We start from the raw sequence: 16,114 nt of genomic DNA on the forward strand, positions 1-16,114 counted from the left end.
GATTATTTGTTCTCGTCTCGAATGCTAGCTATTTCACTACTGGCTGCTTGATCACCAACTTGTCATCACTGGATCCATGCCAGCCTTGGTCAGAGCCTCTGCACGAGTTTTCATCCAATCCTTGGCGAACTCCTGATCGTTGGCGTGGGAGCGAGCCTTCACCGCTTTCCATGCATCAGCCAGGATTTGCTGACGCTTGACCAGCATATCGTTGTTTTTCTGATGCGCATCGGTCCAGACACCCTTTTCCTTAAAGTACGCGATGGCACCATCGTGATAAGGAATCACCCATTCAAGCTTTTGACGATCCATTCCCCAGCCGACGTTACCAGGCGCTGCGTCCTTGTACATATCAAAGGTGTCCACCATGGCGGTGACCACAGCCTTGGCAAGCTTAGGATCCTGATCTGCATAGGTCATGAGCACTGGGTAAGGATAAGAAGCTGATACCGCTGGTTTCTCCTTGCTAATACCTGCTCCTTCCGTACCATTGGCGGGATAAAAGAACGGGGCAATCGCCTGTAGACGCTTCCAGCCCTCTGTATTGTTGGGGTCCATGACGGGGTACTGAATGCCGCGGGGGGATTTTTCAAGTGCGTACGCTTTGCCCGAAATAGACGAGGTGAAAGCAGCGTCTGCCTGCCCGTTAGCGACTCCATCCATGGCCGCGCCAAAACCACCAAACTCAACCTTTTGGACATCATCCCATGTCAAGTTAGCAAATGCCAAAATAGCAGTGATGTTCTGATTCAACGACGGCGCACCGATAACCCAGGCAACACGCTTGCCCTTCAAATCGGCAGGCGTGTTCACGCCGGCATCACCAGCCGCTACAGCAGTCAAAACCTGGTCGGAATTGTTCAATAACAACGCCCGCACTGGCTGAGGCCCCCAGTTCGGGGTGCCAAAATCATAAAACCCCTCCTGAGCCATGTAGCTGCCGCCTACACCGTTGGCCGAGAATTGCACCTTGCCCTCGCGCAATGGCAATGTGCGCGACACGTCGTTTTTGCCTGGCAGAACACGCAGATTGGTTCCATACTTTTGTTTGAATGCGTTACCGATGGCCACAGCCTGGTTATAGCCGCCAGAGCCCACGTCATAGGCACTCCAAGCTAAGGTGCCAGGTAAACCGATGTTGTTGCTCTGGGCAACAGCACCACCTGCAAAAAGCGCACCTGCGACTGCAAAACTGACAGCACTTAGGGTTTTCTTCATCAGAGCCTCCAAGGAGATAAACGGGGGAGATCCAATTTACGGTTCCCCCAACTGTTAAACAGACCCGGCTTTAGCCGTTGTTGTAAATTCGAGTCGAGTGTATCGGAAAAGATCTCCGGATCTTTTTGAGTGTTTTCCCGAACAAAATAGACCTTAGAGAAGCAGAAGCTCAATTGCGCGGCGCAACAAAAGCCTAGATAAACTAATCCAGTCGTCGTCAAAGAGGCAACACCTCGGTACCCTCCTACGATCCTTTTTCCCTAACTCAGTCCAGCCGAACACTACAGCCATTATGATCCAGCAGTATCAAAGCCAAAGAAATCGGACAGCCCATGTTTTTACGTATGGGTCATTGATGTACCCTGAAATCTTTGAACAGGTCGCCGGCGTCTTACCCCAATCTGTGCTGGCTACAGCACATCACTGGCGCAGGCACTCACTGGCAGGTCGCACTTACCCAGGCGCCCTGCCCGATAGCACCGGCCAATCCACAATTACGGGGGTGCTATGGCTGAACGTTTCATCGCTTGCGATTTCTGCACTTGATCGATTCGAGGGACAGGAATACCGGCGCGTCGGCATTGACGTCACGACATCAGACGGCAAAAAATTTCAAGCAAATATTTATCAATGGCTCTTGCCCACGCAGATTTTGTGGGATGACTGGTGTACCGAGAGCTTCGAACAAAATCACCGGCAGAATTTCGTTCAAACCCATGGCGTGAGTCAGGATTCAAAAACCAGATAGAGTGGCTTGAGTACAATCTGCTCGACAAAACTATGACGACACGATCACTAGTCGCACTGACCCAGACAAATGGATACGTTTTTTTATTTCTTAATCTATCTTGCCCTGGTCAGTTGGATTAGCTATCTACCGATTGTTACCACCAAACGATATGCCCCGCCTTATTTCTGGCGCTGGACGTTACTGGTTACCGGAACTGGCCCACTACTTTCATTGCTAAGCATCGCTGGCTTTGCTTTAACGGCTCCATCAGGAAGCGGCTTTGATTCATTCATGATGACAGGCCTTTTCATCCTTTTGTTGATCATCCCATTTCAACTGCTCGTGCCAATGACGGTTTATTTGTTCATCTGTAGCAGCCTTAAAGAAAGGCGCGCAGAACTTGAGGCACAAAATACCCACAGCGATTAATTAAGCGGGCACGCTTGGTCAAGCGACGTGACTTCGGTCGCTGTCTGCTCAATTCCCAACCACCACCACCGACTTGGGTAAAAGCAACTTCCTTTTGCTGGTCTATAACAATAATGATTTTCATTTACTATTGTATAATTCCATTGTCAAAATAACAATCTTTTGGCGACTAAAAGAAAATTACACATACATATCAACAAGATAGAGAAGGATAAGAACATGGCATCCGAAACAATGCCACTAAGCATGGCGCAGGCCGGGGTTGCGCTACGAATTAGCACCATATTGGGCGGTTCTAGCTTGCTACGCAAACTGACGGAGATGGGTTTGAACGCAGGCACAGAACTCCAAATTCGCCAACAGCAGCGTGGATCAGTCGTCGTATGCAGGGGAAATATGCGCTACGCCATTGGACTAGGCATGGCCCACAAAATCATGGTCGAAATTATCTGAACAAACTGAACCGCACTCATCAAATCATACGGGAAGCTCAAATGCGCACATTAGGCGAACTAAAAACTGGAGATCAGGCAAAGGTAATCGGACTTACAGGCGGTGGCTCAAGTTATCGCCGCAAATTACTGGCAATGGGACTAACGCCTGCAACAGTCTTGGAAGTTTTACGCATGGCGCCCATGGGGGATCCTGTAGAGATCCGAATCCGTGGTTGCAATCTATCTCTGCGTCGCGAAGAGGCCAGCCTAGTCAACGTAGAGGTGCTGTAAGTGCAGAATTACACCCGTCGAACTATCGGACTCATCGGTAACCCCAATTGCGGCAAGACCACCCTTTTTAATGCGTTGACTGGTTCTAAGCAACGTGTGGGCAATTGGCCAGGTGTCACCGTTGAGCGCAAGAGTGGCTTTTACCGTCACAACGACCATGAAATCGAAGTTATTGACTTGCCAGGAACTTATTCGCTTGATGTGGTTGATCATGCCATCTCCCTTGACGAGATGGTGGCGCGTCAGTACATGCAGCAAGGCGAAGCTGATTTGATTATCAACATCGTCGACGCATCCAATTTAGAACGCAATCTTTACCTGACAACGCAACTTGCTGATATGGGTATGCCACTTCTGGTGGTCTTGAATATGATGGATGTTGCCCAAACGAAAGGCATTCGTATCGATGTTCAGCGGCTCGAGCAAATGCTTGGATGCCCCGTCCTAACCGTCATTGCGTCAGAAGGCCGTGGCATAACTGAGCTCAAAAACAGCATTGCACTGGCAACACAAGTAGGCACACGACCGCGCGTCAGCGTCCAATTTAATCAGCAGATTGAAGCATCGATTAGTGAAATACAAAATTCATTGACTCGAAATCAGCCGGACCAACAAAATCCAAGGCTGACTGCGATACGCCTGCTCGAGGGCGATCAATCTGCACATCAAAGCGTAGACAGTCATAGCTCCTTACTCGCTAAAAAACTGGCGACTGAACACGGAGATGATCTCGATTTGCTGATGGCTGATGGTCGCTTCGGACTAGCTAATGAGATTTGCAAAACCTGCGTTCAAGCACAAGGCCGTATTACAAGAGACACCACCGATCGAATTGATGGTGTTGTACTGAACCGCGTGCTCGGCATACCAATTTTTTTGTTGATGATGTACTTGATGTTCATGCTGACCATCAATGCCGGCGGAGCTTTTATTGACTTCTTCGACATGGCCGCAGCTGCCGTGTTTGTCGACGGCTTTGCTCAATGGCTTCAGATCATAGGGTCGCCGCAGTGGCTAACCGTCATGCTGGCTAATGGAATAGGTGGCGGAATCCAGACTGTCGCTACTTTTATCCCAATCATCGGTTTCCTTTACTTGTTTTTGTCGTTACTCGAAGACTCAGGCTACATGGCTCGCGCTGCATTTGTGATGGATCGGTTTATGCGTTGGATCGGTCTCCCCGGTAAATCTTTTGTGCCACTGATTGTTGGATTCGGTTGTAACGTGCCAGCCATCATGGCTACTCGAACACTCGAGCATCGTCGTGATCGACTTCTAACCATCGCGATGGCTCCATTTATGTCGTGCGGTGCCCGTTTACCTGTCTATGTTCTGTTTGCCGCGGCTTTTTTCCCGAGCCATGCACAAAACGTGGTGTTTGCGCTTTATCTGATTGGAATAGCAGCCGCGGTAATGACGGGCCTAATTTTGAAGAGCTCGTTGCTCAAGGGTGAGGTGACACCCTTCATTATGGAACTTCCGCCCTATCATTTACCAACACTGAGGGGCGTATTGATTCACACGTGGGATCGTCTAAAAGGGTTTGTCATAAGAGCCGGACGAATTATTGTGCCCATGGTGTTAGTTCTAAATTTTCTGAACGCACTCGGTACTGACGGCTCATTCGGAAATGAGGATAGCAACTCATCGGTATTAGCGGAGATCGGCAGAACCATCTCGCCAGCATTTTCTCCATTTGGACTTAACGCAGAAAACTGGCCTGCAGCTGTGGGAATTTTTACAGGCGTTCTTGCCAAGGAAGCCGTCGTCGGCACGCTCAATGCCACATATGAGTCTCTGGCCAAAAGCGATGCAGTTCAACGGGGTGAAACACCAGCACCTGAGGAACCTTTCGATCTAGCGGTTGCGCTAAACGAGGCGGTGGCAACCATCCCGGCAAATCTAGTCGATGCGCTAAACAGCTGGACGGATCCCTTGGGAATCAATGTTGGGGACTTAACTGATCTACAGGCTGCATCTGAAGATCAAGAAGTCTCTGTTGGTACCTTTGGTGCGATGGCTGAGCGTTTTGATGGGTCCGCTGGTGCCTTCGCATACCTGCTGTTTATCCTGCTTTACTTCCCATGCACTGCAGCAACCGCTGCCGTCTATCAAGAAAGTGGCACCCGCTGGATGTTATTTGTCGTAGCTTGGACAACCGGCCTAGGCTATGGACTCGCGACCCTATGGTACCAAGCGGCTAATTTTGAACGTGCCCCAATGACCGCTACTGCATGGATTGTTGGCACCTTGATGCTCTTTTTTGCCGCACTGGCTGCCATGAGGCGTTATGGCAAGGTGCAAAGGTCGCTGCCAGCAACCGTCATTCATAGCACGTAAGGAAATTGACATGATTCTAAGCAAAGTCACGAACTATCTAAAACTGAATCGTCGGGCTGCCTTGCTAGATATGGCTTGCGTGCTGGACATCAGCCCCGAAGCTCTTCGCCATATGCTTGATCGCCTGGAAATCCGCGGCACTATACGTCGCTTACCAACCGGTACTACATGCGGTGGCGGTTGCAACAAATGCAAGCCACAAGACATTGAACTTTATGAGTGGTGCTGCTAATCACCCTTCTGGGCAGTACGCCATTATGTTGTGCGCTGCCCATCAGCATCGCTTATCGTGTGTTACGAAACTTTAGCCCGCCGATACTAGTCCCCGATCCCTAGCCCATGAGACAACTTCATTTCAGAACCTGTAGATACGGTGCATTCGCGCAAGCGAGCTAGCACCGATCCGACACACGTTTTGTAAATCATATGGAGATGTTTCATGGTACGTCATGCACTGGCCAGTGCCCTCGCACTGGCAATCACTGCCACTATCAATTCAGCAGCACACGCTTTTTTTCCGTTTGTGACAGACGACACCGGAACACAAGGCCAAGGCGGCAGTCAGATTGAAGTTAACTATGAATTTGTCAAAGAACATAATGATGAGATTGATCTCGAGGGACGTGTCATTGGCACTGGATCAGGTACCAGCAATATCTTCCCTACTTCCTACACGTATGGCATCACTAATAATCTAGATTTATTCATTGGACTAGCGCGTCAAAGCAGTCCAGTTAGTGGTTGGCTAAATAGCGAAATAGGTGCAAAGTGGGTCTTTGCCGGTGAGCAGACCAAGGATTGGAGCTTCGCTGTCAAACCTACCCTGCTCTTGCCTGTCAGCAAAAATATGCAAAATCAGGGGCTTGGCAATTCCAAAACCAATCTTGGAATCACACTGGTCAGTTCGTATGTTGCTGATAAACACGAACTGCACTTAAACCTTGATTACACAAGCAATCGTTATGCGATGTCAGCGGATTCAGAAGACCAAAGAAAATCGCTTTGGCGCGTATCAGCGGCACCTGTCTATGTGATCAATGATCGATGGAAGGCCGGTATTGACATAGGAATCCAGACCAATCCAAGCTATAGCAGCAAGTATCAGGCTTTCGGTGAACTTGGTCTGCAGTATGCACCCATGAAAAACTTACAGCTCGGATTAGGCCTGATCAGCACCACCGCACTGAACTCTTCAGACAATGGCTGGAGTTACGCAATTACAACGGGCGTGGCCTATCAGTTCTGACGCCTGCAGTAAAGATGAACCCTGCCTGGTATCAGTGCGCATATCTGTAAGCACCTTACCCGGCAGGCTAGTCATGCGACATTACCTGGATTACCGTTTAGTACGCAAAGCCCATTGCTTTTTTGCCTAATGGCTACAATGACAGGCAACCCTTGGTCACAATAAAGTCGACGACCGTATCAAGGCCGTGACCTGACTTCAAATCAGTCATCACCCAAGGACGCTCAGGCCGCATACGGTCAGTGTCGTGGCGCATTACATCAAGATTGGCACCAACATAGGGAGCGAGGTCAATCTTGTTAATCACGAGCAAGTCACTGCGAGTAATGCCGGGCCCGCCTTTGCGTGGAATTTTTTCACCACCAGCAACATCGATTACATAGATCGTTAAATCAGACAAGTCAGGACTAAATGTAGCCGCAAGATTGTCGCCTCCAGATTCTATGAAAATGAGCTCAAGTCCGGGAAACCGATGCTGCATGCGCTCTACAGCCTCGAGATTAATCGAGGCATCCTCCCGAATCGCAGTGTGAGGACATCCGCCAGTCTCAACGCCCAGAATACGGTCGGCTGGCAACGCACCAGCGGCCACTAGCAGCCGCTCATCCTCCTTGGTGTAGATATCATTGGTCACCACAGCAAGATTAAATCTGTCGCGCATACGCTTACACAACATTTCTACCAAGGTGGTTTTGCCAGAACCTACAGGACCACCAACACCAACTCGCAGCGCACTACTGAGTGAGCTCATCTCTTAACTCCTGAATAAACGTGCATATTGGATCTCGTGCTGGGTGCTAGCCAACATCAAACCGATCGGTGCCGAGCCGGCATTTGCCATGACTGTGTTCGATGCAATTTCTATAACCTCCAGAATCTTGGGTTTAAGCGCGTGAATCAGCGACTGGCCGTCCTGTTGCCCGAGCGGCACAAGCTTCACGGCCCCCAAGACCTGGTTATCGATCCACGACCATAACCAGGCGGCCATCGCAGCGTGAAGCTCTAGCCGACGGAAGCCACATAACGCTGCATGCGCTGCTGTGTAATCTGTTTGCAGGACTTGCTTGACGGTATCTGGAATGCCAGTTGCCTGACTCTGTAGTTGTTGAATATCAATTGCTCGCCATTGATCGTATAACCGAACCATTGCGTGCCCCATTTGCATCGCCTCAAGCCTTAACTCCGCTGTTTCCCTCAAGGCATTTAGCATCTGGGTAGCTGATTCAACAGTCATCCAATCATCATCGCGAGCAGCGTCGTAAATCACTTTCCACCAGGGCATCTCTTGTCGCGCGATCACAAGTAACAGGTAGTCATTTATCCAAGTCTTGGCCGAACGTAAATCATGTACAGTACCTGCATGACAGGCTTGTTCCAGCCCTTGCGAGTAAGCAAACCCGCCAATCGGCAAACTGGCACTGGCCAGATGCATAGCATCAAGCCAATGATGCTGATCAATCATGATGATTACCTCGGGCGTGATGAGCGGCAATTGACAACATCTCACCGATATTGCCCATCGCCCGATCTAACGGTTCATCATCACCATGGTGATGGTGACCCCCTGCATAGGCCCCTGATTCAGGCTCAAACACTTGTTCGACCATTTCTACATGGCCACCCAGTTGCAGAATCATTTTTTCTAGAACAGCGTCTGGCTCAATCAAAATGGCCCCTTCCCTGATCATGGCTCTTACATGGCGGTTGGCCAAGTGGTAAATCATTCGCATCAAACTAAGATTTGTATCTGCACGGATTTGCATCAAGGGCTCAACAGCAGCTTGAATGATCAATGCATTTCCATTAGCTGATAACAACACGTCGTTGGCCTGCAGAAACTGACCACGCGGCAACACCACGGCCGCTGCCTGGCCGTCTGGCAACATAAGCGCCAAACGGTTACGTTGGCGCTCATTACAAGTTAGTTGCACCACTTGAGCGTCACTCAAGCTCAACTGTGATACTTCGCGAATCAGCTTGTCGTAAAGAACAGGCATGGTCAAAACAAAAAGTATCGTTGTGCCATCGGTAAAACCGACGCTGGTTCGCAATCAAGCAAAACTCCATCAGCATAGACTTTGTAGTTTTCCGGGTGAACCGTGATTTGAGGCGTCGCATCGTTAAGCTTCATATCGACTTTGCTTATCTTTCTAATATTGCCAACGGGGCTGATCAGTCGGTTCAGACCCAATCGATCTGGCACACCCTGCGCTATAGCTGCGTGTGAAAGAAACGTAATGCTCGTTTGGCCCACCGCTCTGGTCGAGCAGCCAAACTGTGGTCTGTAATGGACCGGTTGTGGTGTTGGAATTGATGCATTTGGATCGCCCATTAAGGCAGTCGCGATCATCCCACCCTTAATTACCGTGGTTGGCTTTACCCCGAAAAATGCCGGGCGCCAAATGACTAAATCGGCCAACTTGCCGACCTCGATCGAACCAACCTCATGGGCAATTCCATGGGTAACAGCCTGATTAATCGTGTACTTGGCGATGTAACGTTTAATCCGATTATTATCATTCGAACTCGGATCGCTTAAACCGCCAGCTGACAGTGCACCAAACTGCTGTTTCATTTTGTGGGCGGTTTGCCACGTACGCATAATCGTCTCACCCACCCTGCCCATTGCCTGACTGTCTGATGCAATCATCGAAAAGGCACCCATATCATGCAGGATATCTTCAGCCGCGATAGTCTCACGACGAATCCGACTTTCTGCAAATGCTATGTCCTCTGCGATGCTAGCATCCAGATGATGGCATACCATGAGCATATCCAGATGCTCGTCGATCGTATTGATCGTATAGGGTCGTGTAGGGTTGGTCGAAGACGGTAAAACGTAAGGGTATTGGCAGGCACGGATAATGTCAGGTGCGTGACCTCCACCAGCTCCTTCGGTGTGGTACGTATGGATTACGCGTCCTTTGATGGCAGCAATTGTTGATTCAACAAAACCCGACTCATTCAATGTGTCAGTGTGAATAGCGACCTGTGTGTCAGTCTGCTCAGCAATATTCAGGCAGTTATCGATCGCCGCTGGCGTACTGCCCCAATCTTCATGCAGCTTTAACCCGATCGCGCCAGCCTCAATCTGCTCGAGTAAAGGCGCTGGCAATGAGGCATTGCCTTTGCCAAGAAAACCGAGATTCATGGGATAGGTTTCAGCGGCCTGCAGCATACGAGCCAAATACCAAGGACCCGGTGTCACCGTGGTTGCGAACGTGCCAGTAGCCGGACCAGTACCACCGCCGATCATCGTCGTGATACCAGACGTTAGAGCCTCTTCAATCTGCTGTGGACAAATAAAATGGATGTGACTATCAATTCCGCCCGCTGTGACGATCATGCCCTCAGCAGCAATGATTTCGGTGGCAGCACCAATCACAATCGTGACCCCGGGTTGAACATCCGGATTTCCAGCCTTGCCGATGGCACTGATGCGACCGTCTTTGATGCCTATATCAGCCTTAACAATACCCCACCAATCAATAATGACCGCGTTGGTGAGCACCGTATCAGCACAATCTTTACTCATTCGCTGAGACTGCCCCATGCCGTCACGGATCACTTTGCCACCACCAAACTTAACTTCTTCACCATAAACTGTGAAATCACGCTCAATTTCAGCTAGCAGTAATGTGTCGGCAAGCCTGACGCGGTCGCCTACCGTTGGACCATACATCTCAGCATAGGCTTGTCTGGTGATTCTCATGTGTGGTCTCCTTTGATATCCAACCCACCCATGACTTTGCCTTGAAACCCATACACCGTGCGCAAGCCGCTATATTCAACCAGTTCAACATCACGTGCCTGACCAGGCTCAAACCGCACTGCTGTACCTGCTGCAATGTTCAGCCTAAAGCCCAGAACGACATCGCGGTCAAACTTCAACGATTCATTGACCTCGGCAAAATGATAGTGTGAGCCGATTTGGACTGGCCTGTCACCCGTGTTGACGACCCGTATGCTCATCGTTGGTCTGTCGGCATTAAGCTCAACATGACCAGCACGAACAATTAGCTCACCGGGGATCATGACGATATCCCCGCTTTTGGTTATCCGCGCGACGAGTGGCCCGCACACGTAGGCTGTGAAAAACAAGACTCCCCACCGCCACTAGTAATATCACACCTATCAATAGCCCATTGTCTTCAAGCATGTGTATCAAAGCGTGCACTGGCGTGTTGCCGTGCCCACTGTGAGCCACGGCTATGCCAGGCATCATCATCAAACTCAGCAAAAATCTTTCTAAACATATTTTGCTCATGTCCCATCTCCTCAATTAAGCAATCGGTTGGTGTACGGTGACTAACTTAGTGCCATCTGGGAACGTTGCCTCAACCTGTATATCGGGAATCATGTCTGCCACACCCTCCATCACCTGATCTCGGGTCAGTACATCACGCCCTTCACTCATCAGTGATGCGACGGTCTTACCGTCCCGCGCACCTTCCATAATGGCTGCAGTAATAAAGGCGATCGCCTCAGGCACATTGAGCTTCAACCCTCGCGCCAACCTTCTCTCGGCCAGTAACGCGGCGGTAAAGATCAAAAGCTTGTCTTTTTCTCTAGGTGTTAGATCCATTGCAATATCCTTCGATAGATAGGCCGCGTGTGCGGTGACATCGCTTGAAATTAAGTAGCCCACAAACGCAAGTCATTTGCAGGCAAGTTCCAATATGACTGCTTGATGAAACGCCACGCCTGCTGCATACGACGATGCATCTGAATCGGGCAACCGACTTGCCGCCCTATCAATAAACGCGGGTGTAACCTTGTCCACGCAATAGACCCACAAGCCGAACGAATAGAATCAACACGATCTTCAAACCATGGCTCAGACTCAGGGGCGATCACCCAACAAGTCGCTAGTGCATAGTTCCCACCAAGGCCAATGGGTGATTCAAACAAAGGGTCCGAACCACCCAGTCGAAGCCGATCTATCCACACCGTCTCGCCACCCAATGTGACTTTAAGCGTTTGATCAAAACACCCCAACTCAAAACGCTCACCACTGCCTTGGCGCCCAAAAATCAACAAATCCCAACCGATCATTCGGGCCTCATCACGAGCGCTAATAGTCATTACTGACTCTACATCCGCTCGATCAAATACGATGGTCTCGCTTGGCAACCATTCCAAACATCCATATAGGTCGATTTCAATCCGCTGGCTTGCACGCTTTTGATCAAATGACCCGTACCACTTGGCCGCTGAGGGAGTAGAGATCACAGCATGTGCCTCTGATGCCACCGACACATCTATCTGCAGAACATCACCACCTGCAATTCCGCCGGGCGGATGGATGACCACTGCATGACAACACTCTCGCCCATCAGGATAGAGTGGCTTCTGTATTCGAAGAGGTCCCTCATGCTTAAAACGCAGATCTGTACAGTCCGCTCTCCAGTCGAACACCAATTTCAATGACGCGTTCCAACTCACCGCATTAGCGGAGTTGGTGCTATCAGCAGAGATCAGCGGTGCAAGCACGTTTGAATACCAAAAGTATGAGACACAACAGTTTGAGCAAAAACCATGCCATTTGAGGGCAACGCGAATAGGGGCTTTTTCATCACCAAATTGGTGCATGGGTTCTATCAAGTAGTGCGTAGCTGCAGATTTGCACCAAATTCAGGCAAGGCATAGTGCCTTGCTGCGCCACCGAGTGGCGCTACGAGTGGCTTGATACATGGTTAAATTCCTTATCATCACTCAGAAACAAACCCGAGCACAAAATGCGCATTCTGATCATTAACCCTAATACGACCCATTCCATGACCGAGAAGGTCGCAACAGCTGCAAGGCGCGTTGTGTCCCCAGATACCGAGATCATTGCCAGAACCTCTGCGCATGGTCCCGTCTCTATCGAGGGCTACTACGACGAGGCGTTGAGTCTGGCAGGCTTGTTGCACGAAATCAGACGTGAACCTGACATTGATGGTGTTGTCATTGCTTGTTTTGATGACACGGGGCTTGATGCTGCTCGGTGCCTGACGGACCGCCCCGTAGTGGGCATTGGCGAAGCTGGTTATCGTATGGCAGCCATGTTGTCCAACCGTTTCTCAGTGGTAACCACTCTGTCGCGATCAGTCCCAGCTTTAGAGCACAACTTGCTACGGTATGGCCTTGAGCGCCAATGTGCGAGCGTCAGGGCATCGGACGTGCCTGTGCTGGAGCTCGAACACGGCAAACCTGAAGCAATGGCTCGGATTGAGGCCGAAATTCAAAAGGCAATCGACATCGACCATGCAGAAGCGATTGTGCTAGGCTGTGCGGGCATGACTGACCTTGCCAGTGGCCTAGCCGCTAAGTATCAAATGCCAGTGTTAGATGGCGTGGCCTGCGCAGCAGCACTGGTGGAATCCATGACTCGAATCGGACTGCGCACAACAAGGAAAGGCGGTTATGCACCGCCTCCCCCCTCCAAACTCACGATCACTTGATGCTATCAAAGAGATCTATCGGTCGGGCCTAACAGGCTAAACCGGATTCAGCAGAATGCAGCGAGCCCTATGGTTATCTGATAGCCATACTTCTTTGGGCACATCTTGTCGGCACGCGTCAGTCGCTTGTGAGCACCGGTCAGCGAATGAACAACCGGGCGGCAGATTGGCCAAATCCGGGGGAGAGCCTGCAATCGTGTGCAAGCGACTGCCTTTGGAAAAACCACCATGCGCCACGCTGCTAAGCAATGCCTTCGTGTATGGATGAGCAGGCTCGCGAATCAGGGCTCTCACGGGCCCTTCTTCAACAATTTTTCCCGCATACATAACCGCTATGCGATCGGCTACCTCCACTGCTGCACCAATATCGTGAGTGACAAAAATCACTGAAAGACCAAGTTCACGCTGCAACTCGCGCAACAATAGCAATATTTGGATTTGCACTGTCGCGTCCAGCGCAGTGGTTGGCTCATCAGCTAGTAGCAATTTGGGCCGGCTAGCAAGTGCCAATGAAATCATGGCCCTCTGACGCATACCGCCAGACATCTCGTGAGGATAGGCCGCTAATCTTCTCTCAGGGCTAGGAATCTTAACCAGTTCGAACAGCTCAAGTGCACGGGCACGCGCCGTGGCCTTATCGACACTTTCGTGGCGACGAATAGCCTCCACGATTTGGTCACCGACCGTGTACACAGGATCAAGCGCCAAGAGCGGTTCCTGAAAAATCATCGAAACCTTGCTACCCCTAAAGTCAGCCAAGGGACCTGAAGCCATTTGTAAAACATCCTCGCCATCGACCACTATATGCCCTTGCATAATGGTGCGTCGTGGTGGATGCAACCTTAGAATCGAACGCAATGTGACACTTTTGCCGGAGCCAGATTCACCAATCAAGGCGATAACCTCGCCTGCCTTGACAGACAAATTAACCCCGTCCACAGCACGGACTGGCTTTTTCCCGGCTGTAAAAGTCACAGACAAATCTTCAATACTGACAAGTGAATCCACTTCAGAAGTTACTTCAGTCATGCTGCAACCTCCATACCACTAGCTTGCTTACTGTATTTGCTATTGGGCACATACATCAGGCAAGCCACCGACTGGCCATTGGCCTGTTGCACAAGTTCTGGAATTTCCTGCGAACAGGCAGGCTTTGCTTTTGCACAACGCGTGTGGAACCGACAACCACTTGGTGGGTTGATAGGGTTAGGTGGATCTCCCGATAGAGGTGGCCGCTCAGTGCGATGGTCCGGGTCAAGCGATGGAATCGAGGAGAGTAAAGCTTGAGTATAGGGATGCTGCGGCGATTCAAATAACGTTTCACTATCCCCGATTTCAACAACTTGGCCTAGGTACATAACCATCACACGATCTGAGATGAAACGCACCACATTCAAATCATGGCTGATGAACACATAGGTCAAGCCAAACTCGTCCTTTAGATCGAGCAATAGATTCAACACTTGTGCCTCAACCGACTTATCAAGTGCAGAGACCGCCTCATCAAGCACAATCAGCCTAGGCTGAAGAGCCAAAGCTCGTGCAATATTGACTCGCTGACGCTGCCCGCCTGAAAGCTCGTGCGGATAGCGCTCGGCAAACCGACGTGGCTCCAACCCCACCTTAGCCAATAAAGATCTTGCCCGTTCAACTGACTCGCGTTTAGGCACACCATGGACCTGAGGAGCAAAGGCAATAGAGTCCTCAATCGTCAATCGAGGATTCAAAGAAGCGTAGCTGTCTTGAAACACCATCTGTGCCTGACGCCGAAACTCCTTGAGCGGTAATTGCGTACCACCTACTGTCATTCCGTCAAAAACAATTTCGCCCTGGTTGCGATCCAGCAGGTTCATGAGCAAGCGCGCGGTAGTGGACTTGCCGCAACCGGACTCTCCCACCACACTCAATGTTTCACCTTTAAACACATCGAATGAAACACCATCGACTGCACGCACAACGCCGGTGCTGCGGCCGATCAGGTCCTTGCCAAGCGGAAAGTGTTTTACCAACCTTCTAACACTTAACAAAGGTTGTGCTGGTCCACCTCGATCCAAAGAATCAACTGAAGCATCCATTAGTCTTTGATCTCCATGGCAGTGCGCAATCCATCAGACAGCATATTGAATGCGATTGATGTAATAAAGATCATCACACCAGGCAGCGCTGCAATCCATGGCTGCACGTAAATGGCCGTACGCAAGGTATTTAACATCAAACCCCACTCAGGCTCTGGCGGTTTAACCCCCAAGCCCAGAAAACTCAGTCCCGAGGCCAGGATCATTGAGACCGCGATCAGGCTAGTGGCATACACAAAGATAGGCCCCAATACGTTACCAAGCACATGAACCCGCACAATGGTCCAAGCATGAGCGCCAGATGCACGTGCGGCCTCCACAAAATCGCGGCTGCGAATTTGCGTGGTAACACTTTCAGCAACCCTGGCAATCGGCGGAATAAATACAATCGTCAGCGAAATTAAGGAATTAGTGATGCCAGCACCTAAAACACCTGACAAGGCTATCGCTAGTAACACCGACGGAAACGCATAAAAGACGTCAATCGTACGCATGATGACACTATTGACCCACCCACCACTGTAGCCCGCCAAAATCCCGATAGCAGAACCTACAACGAATGCAATAATCACGGGCGTGATTCCCATGAACAGAGATAGTTTTGCTCCAACAATCAACCGGCTGAGCATGTCACGACCTAACTCATCAGTACCAAGGAGATGTCCTTCGAAACCGATCGGCTTGAGCCGCGTCATGATTGAACCCTTATAGGGATCGTAAGGTGCTATCCACTGCCCAAAAATCGCCAGAAACAACAAAAACAAAATAACAGCAGCAGCCACCAAAGCAACTGGATCACGCATAAAGCGGCGTCCAACGTTCTCCCAGTAGCCGGCTGATCGTTCAAACGGGATATCCGGAACTTTGCTACTGTCTACAGTGATATTCAACATATTCACGATGGG

General features: G+C 50.3%; 19 protein-coding genes. 8 read left to right on the top strand and 11 right to left on the bottom strand.

Going from position 1 to position 16,114, the window contains the following annotated elements; genetic code table 11:
- Positions 1 to 51: 51 nt before the first annotated feature.
- The gene (locus tag DHf2319_RS07995) at positions 52 to 1,218 is read right to left on the bottom strand and encodes a TAXI family TRAP transporter solute-binding subunit (RefSeq protein ID WP_243477678.1); all 1,167 of its coding nucleotides are present in this window, start codon (positions 1,216 to 1,218) and stop codon (positions 52 to 54) included.
- Positions 1,219 to 1,510: 292 nt separating this feature from the next.
- Between DHf2319_RS07995 and DHf2319_RS08000 the strand changes: the two genes are divergently transcribed.
- The 7 genes from DHf2319_RS08000 (at position 1,511) to DHf2319_RS08030 (ending at position 6,688) form a co-directional block, all read left to right on the top strand.
- Positions 1,511 to 1,966, top strand: a complete 456-nt coding sequence (locus tag DHf2319_RS08000; protein WP_256462152.1) for a gamma-glutamylcyclotransferase family protein — start codon at positions 1,511 to 1,513, stop codon at positions 1,964 to 1,966.
- Positions 1,967 to 2,035: 69 nt separating this feature from the next.
- A complete protein-coding gene (locus DHf2319_RS08005) occupies positions 2,036 to 2,377 on the top strand; it encodes a hypothetical protein (protein ID WP_243477682.1) in 342 nt (113 codons plus the stop codon).
- Positions 2,378 to 2,596: 219 nt separating this feature from the next.
- Positions 2,597 to 2,830, top strand: coding sequence for a FeoA family protein (locus DHf2319_RS08010; RefSeq protein ID WP_243477684.1), 234 nt, complete (start codon positions 2,597 to 2,599; stop codon positions 2,828 to 2,830).
- A gap of 41 nt (positions 2,831 to 2,871) precedes the next feature.
- Entirely contained in the window at positions 2,872 to 3,102 is a 231-nt protein-coding gene (locus DHf2319_RS08015; protein WP_243477686.1) for a FeoA family protein, read from the top strand.
- Complete coding sequence (gene feoB / locus DHf2319_RS08020; RefSeq protein WP_243477688.1) at positions 3,103 to 5,442, top strand: Fe(2+) transporter permease subunit FeoB; 2,340 nt, start codon at positions 3,103 to 3,105, stop codon at positions 5,440 to 5,442.
- A gap of 10 nt (positions 5,443 to 5,452) precedes the next feature.
- A complete protein-coding gene (locus DHf2319_RS08025; protein WP_243477694.1) occupies positions 5,453 to 5,674 on the top strand; it encodes a FeoC-like transcriptional regulator in 222 nt (73 codons plus the stop codon).
- A 207-nt stretch (positions 5,675 to 5,881) separates the two neighbouring features.
- Complete coding sequence (locus tag DHf2319_RS08030) at positions 5,882 to 6,688, top strand: transporter family protein (RefSeq protein ID WP_243477696.1); 807 nt, start codon at positions 5,882 to 5,884, stop codon at positions 6,686 to 6,688.
- 133 nt (positions 6,689 to 6,821) lie between these two features.
- On the opposite strand, the gene ureG is transcribed toward DHf2319_RS08030, so the two are convergent.
- From ureG to DHf2319_RS08065, 7 genes are all read right to left on the bottom strand, one after another.
- Positions 6,822 to 7,439: an urease accessory protein UreG gene (gene ureG / locus DHf2319_RS08035; RefSeq protein WP_243477697.1), complete on the bottom strand. Its 618-nt coding sequence runs from the start codon at positions 7,437 to 7,439 to the stop codon at positions 6,822 to 6,824.
- Between the two features lie 3 nt (positions 7,440 to 7,442).
- Entirely contained in the window at positions 7,443 to 8,150 is a 708-nt protein-coding gene (locus DHf2319_RS08040; protein ID WP_243477699.1) for an urease accessory protein UreF, read from the bottom strand.
- Entirely contained in the window at positions 8,143 to 8,685 is a 543-nt protein-coding gene (locus DHf2319_RS08045; RefSeq protein WP_243477701.1) for an urease accessory protein UreE, read from the bottom strand. The genes DHf2319_RS08040 and DHf2319_RS08045 overlap by 8 nt, the downstream gene beginning before the upstream one ends.
- A 2-nt stretch (positions 8,686 to 8,687) precedes the next feature.
- The gene (gene ureC, locus DHf2319_RS08050; protein WP_243477703.1) at positions 8,688 to 10,400 is read right to left on the bottom strand and encodes an urease subunit alpha; all 1,713 of its coding nucleotides are present in this window, start codon (positions 10,398 to 10,400) and stop codon (positions 8,688 to 8,690) included.
- Positions 10,397 to 10,723, bottom strand: a complete 327-nt coding sequence (locus DHf2319_RS08055; protein WP_243477704.1) for an urease subunit beta — start codon at positions 10,721 to 10,723, stop codon at positions 10,397 to 10,399. The genes ureC and DHf2319_RS08055 overlap by 4 nt, the downstream gene beginning before the upstream one ends.
- 247 nt (positions 10,724 to 10,970) lie before the next feature.
- Complete coding sequence (locus tag DHf2319_RS08060; protein WP_243477706.1) at positions 10,971 to 11,273, bottom strand: urease subunit gamma; 303 nt, start codon at positions 11,271 to 11,273, stop codon at positions 10,971 to 10,973.
- A 50-nt stretch (positions 11,274 to 11,323) separates the two neighbouring features.
- Complete coding sequence (locus DHf2319_RS08065; RefSeq protein ID WP_243477708.1) at positions 11,324 to 12,181, bottom strand: urease accessory protein UreD; 858 nt, start codon at positions 12,179 to 12,181, stop codon at positions 11,324 to 11,326.
- A gap of 245 nt (positions 12,182 to 12,426) precedes the next feature.
- On the opposite strand from DHf2319_RS08065, the gene DHf2319_RS08070 reads away from it, so the two are divergent.
- Positions 12,427 to 13,134, top strand: coding sequence for an aspartate/glutamate racemase family protein (locus DHf2319_RS08070; RefSeq protein ID WP_243477709.1), 708 nt, complete (start codon positions 12,427 to 12,429; stop codon positions 13,132 to 13,134).
- Positions 13,135 to 13,170: 36 nt separating this feature from the next.
- Here the strand turns inward: DHf2319_RS08070 and DHf2319_RS08075 are convergent, their stop codons facing one another.
- The 3 genes from DHf2319_RS08075 to DHf2319_RS08085 are packed head-to-tail and all read right to left on the bottom strand — an operon-like array spanning position 13,171 to position 16,102.
- Complete coding sequence (locus DHf2319_RS08075; RefSeq protein WP_243477711.1) at positions 13,171 to 14,163, bottom strand: ABC transporter ATP-binding protein; 993 nt, start codon at positions 14,161 to 14,163, stop codon at positions 13,171 to 13,173.
- Positions 14,160 to 15,209: an ABC transporter ATP-binding protein gene (locus DHf2319_RS08080; protein ID WP_243477712.1), complete on the bottom strand. Its 1,050-nt coding sequence runs from the start codon at positions 15,207 to 15,209 to the stop codon at positions 14,160 to 14,162. The genes DHf2319_RS08075 and DHf2319_RS08080 overlap by 4 nt, the downstream gene beginning before the upstream one ends.
- Complete coding sequence (locus DHf2319_RS08085) at positions 15,209 to 16,102, bottom strand: ABC transporter permease (RefSeq protein ID WP_243480061.1); 894 nt, start codon at positions 16,100 to 16,102, stop codon at positions 15,209 to 15,211. Before DHf2319_RS08085 ends, DHf2319_RS08080 begins: the two co-directional genes overlap by 1 nt.
- Between the last annotated feature and the right edge of the window lie 12 nt (positions 16,103 to 16,114).

The organism is Orrella daihaiensis, assembly GCF_022811525.1.
Lineage (GTDB): Bacteria > Pseudomonadota > Gammaproteobacteria > Burkholderiales > Burkholderiaceae_B > Algicoccus > Algicoccus daihaiensis.

Coding starts and splice junctions, on each gene's coding strand:
- DHf2319_RS08005 (WP_243477682.1), top strand. CDS start 2,036: ATGGATACGTTTTTTTATTTCTTAATCTATCTTGCCCTGGTCAGTTGG.
- DHf2319_RS08085 (WP_243480061.1), bottom strand. CDS start 16,102: ATGTTGAATATCACTGTAGACAGTAGCAAAGTTCCGGATATCCCGTTT.
- DHf2319_RS08040 (WP_243477699.1), bottom strand. CDS start 8,150: ATGATTGATCAGCATCATTGGCTTGATGCTATGCATCTGGCCAGTGCC.
- DHf2319_RS08010 (WP_243477684.1), top strand. CDS start 2,597: ATGGCATCCGAAACAATGCCACTAAGCATGGCGCAGGCCGGGGTTGCG.
- DHf2319_RS08075 (WP_243477711.1), bottom strand. CDS start 14,163: ATGACTGAAGTAACTTCTGAAGTGGATTCACTTGTCAGTATTGAAGAT.
- DHf2319_RS08030 (WP_243477696.1), top strand. CDS start 5,882: ATGGTACGTCATGCACTGGCCAGTGCCCTCGCACTGGCAATCACTGCC.
- ureC (WP_243477703.1), bottom strand. CDS start 10,400: ATGAGAATCACCAGACAAGCCTATGCTGAGATGTATGGTCCAACGGTA.
- DHf2319_RS08080 (WP_243477712.1), bottom strand. CDS start 15,209: ATGGATGCTTCAGTTGATTCTTTGGATCGAGGTGGACCAGCACAACCT.
- DHf2319_RS08055 (WP_243477704.1), bottom strand. CDS start 10,723: ATGATCCCCGGTGAGCTAATTGTTCGTGCTGGTCATGTTGAGCTTAAT.
- DHf2319_RS08070 (WP_243477709.1), top strand. CDS start 12,427: ATGCGCATTCTGATCATTAACCCTAATACGACCCATTCCATGACCGAG.
- ureG (WP_243477697.1), bottom strand. CDS start 7,439: ATGAGCTCACTCAGTAGTGCGCTGCGAGTTGGTGTTGGTGGTCCTGTA.
- DHf2319_RS08015 (WP_243477686.1), top strand. CDS start 2,872: ATGCGCACATTAGGCGAACTAAAAACTGGAGATCAGGCAAAGGTAATC.
- DHf2319_RS07995 (WP_243477678.1), bottom strand. CDS start 1,218: ATGAAGAAAACCCTAAGTGCTGTCAGTTTTGCAGTCGCAGGTGCGCTT.
- DHf2319_RS08045 (WP_243477701.1), bottom strand. CDS start 8,685: ATGCCTGTTCTTTACGACAAGCTGATTCGCGAAGTATCACAGTTGAGC.
- DHf2319_RS08025 (WP_243477694.1), top strand. CDS start 5,453: ATGATTCTAAGCAAAGTCACGAACTATCTAAAACTGAATCGTCGGGCT.
- DHf2319_RS08000 (WP_256462152.1), top strand. CDS start 1,511: ATGATCCAGCAGTATCAAAGCCAAAGAAATCGGACAGCCCATGTTTTT.
- DHf2319_RS08060 (WP_243477706.1), bottom strand. CDS start 11,273: ATGGATCTAACACCTAGAGAAAAAGACAAGCTTTTGATCTTTACCGCC.